The sequence below is a fragment of the Paenibacillus sp. P4_A7 genome (genome assembly GCF_056402455.1).
The window spans coordinates 1-2,029 of sequence record NZ_JBFUHJ010000687.1; the positions used below are offsets into that span (position 1 = coordinate 1).

Sequence of the window (2,029 nt, forward strand, 5' to 3'; positions counted from 1 at the left end):
AACCAAATCTTCCAAGATTGTATCATCCGGAACGCCAACTTTTGTCTCAGCTGACCATATCCAATAAGCTAAAAATTCTATATTTCCTTCTCCGCCGGTAATAGGTGAGAAGGTCACATCTTTCAGAGAATAACCTAGCTCAGCAGCCGCAGTCAAAACAGTACGCAGTACTTCCTTATGCACGGCGGAATCGCGTACAACGCCTGACTTACCAACCTTCTCACGACCTGCCTCGAATTGTGGCTTAATAAGTGCTACAATTCCTGATCCTGGTGTAAGCAATGTTGATAATGTAGGCAAAATAAGTCGCAGCGAAATAAATGAAACGTCGATTGAAGCAAATGTTGGTGATGGACCGACTAATTCCGCCAGTTGCATATATCGAAAATTTGTACGCTCCATAACGTTAACACGCTCATCTTGTCTCAAAGACCAATCAAGCTGATTGTAGCCCACATCTATTGCGTATACATAAGCTGCCCCATTTTGCAGCGCACAATCAGTAAAGCCGCCTGTTGATGCTCCGATATCTAGCATGACGCGATCTTTCAAATCAATCTCGAAATTACGAATCGCCTTCTCTAGCTTTAAACCGCCGCGACTTACGTACGGATGCAGCGCACCTTTTACCTTAATATCTGCACTACGTGGCACTTTCATTCCGCTCTTATCAACGGGTTCATCATTAACTAGTACTAGCCCCGCCATCAAAGCAGCCTTTGCTTTTACTCTGCTATCATAAAAACCAAGCTCTACCAGCAGCACATCTATACGTTCTTTAGTAGTTGTTGTCATCTTTCTCCTTCAGACCCTTACTTCTGTCCTGTAGTACGCGTCATTTGGCGCGGGAGCAACATCTTCGTCTCTTTTACCACTCGATCGGCTGTTAATCCGATTTCATGCCTTTGTTCTATAATAGATCCATGCTCTACAAATAGATCTGGAACACCAATGATGCGAATTGAAAGCCCATAAATTCCTTTTAACGAATAAAATTCCAATATAGAACTGCCAAGTCCGCCTAATTCAGAACCTTCCTCTAACACAATCATATGCTTTCCTTCTGCAGCAAGCATTAGCAGCATTTGTTCATCTAAAGGCTTAATAAAACGAGCATTGACGATTTGAATATTTACGCCATCACGCTTTAAAATCTCAGCGGCTTCTTCAGCAACTTGAATCATTGGACCAATTGCTACTATAACAGCAGAATCGCCTTCGCGAACCGTTTCCCATTTGCCAATTGCAAGAGGCTGTGGATTCGAGTCTAGTTCGACGCCTATACCATTAATTCGCGGATAACGAACGGCTATAGGTCCATCATTATAATCTACAGCTGTTTTCAGCATACGACGCAACTCATTTTCATCCTTAGGCATCATAATAACCAAGTTAGGTATATGGCGCATGAAAGCAATATCATATACACCATGATGCGTCTCTCCGTCAGGTCCAACAAATCCTGCACGGTCTATAGCGAAAATCACATTTAGGTTTTGACGGCAAATATCATGTACGACTTGATCATAAGCCCTTTGTAAGAACGTAGAGTATACAGCGAATACAGGCTTCAAGCCCTCTAAAGCAAGCGCAGCAGACATCGTTGCCGCATGCTGTTCTGCAATACCAACATCAATCATTCTGTCTGGATATTTCGCAGCAAATTTAAGCAAGCCTGAGCCGCCCGGCATAGCCGGAGTAACGGCTACGATCCGTTTGTCATGATCAGCAAGTTCAATCAGTGTTTGACTGAACACATCCGTATACATAGGAGGCCCTACTGATTTTGCTACTTGCCCAGATTCAATTTTGTATGGTGATATACCATGCCATTTGAATGAATCGGCTTCTGCTGGTGAATAACCTTTACCTTTAACTGTAACAACATGAACAAGAACAGGACCTGGCATAGAATCAGCTTGACGCAAAATATCAAGTAATTGCTCTAAATCATGTCCGTCAACCGGACCTAAGTAAGTCAGTCCAAATTGTTCGAACAAAATGCCGCTCACAAGTAAATATTTTAAGC

Annotated in this window: 2 protein-coding genes; both read right to left on the reverse strand. The window is 42.8% G+C overall.

The genetic code is table 11. The annotated features are described in order from the left end of the window. A partial coding sequence (locus AC1DWN_RS32950) for a TlyA family RNA methyltransferase (protein WP_477563052.1) occupies positions 1-795 on the reverse strand: 795 nt, incomplete at its 3' end. Between the two features lie 17 nt (positions 796-812). Next, positions 813-2,029, reverse strand: a 1,217-nt coding sequence (gene dxs / locus AC1DWN_RS32955; RefSeq protein ID WP_477563053.1) for a 1-deoxy-D-xylulose-5-phosphate synthase, incomplete at its 5' end; no start/stop codon positions are given.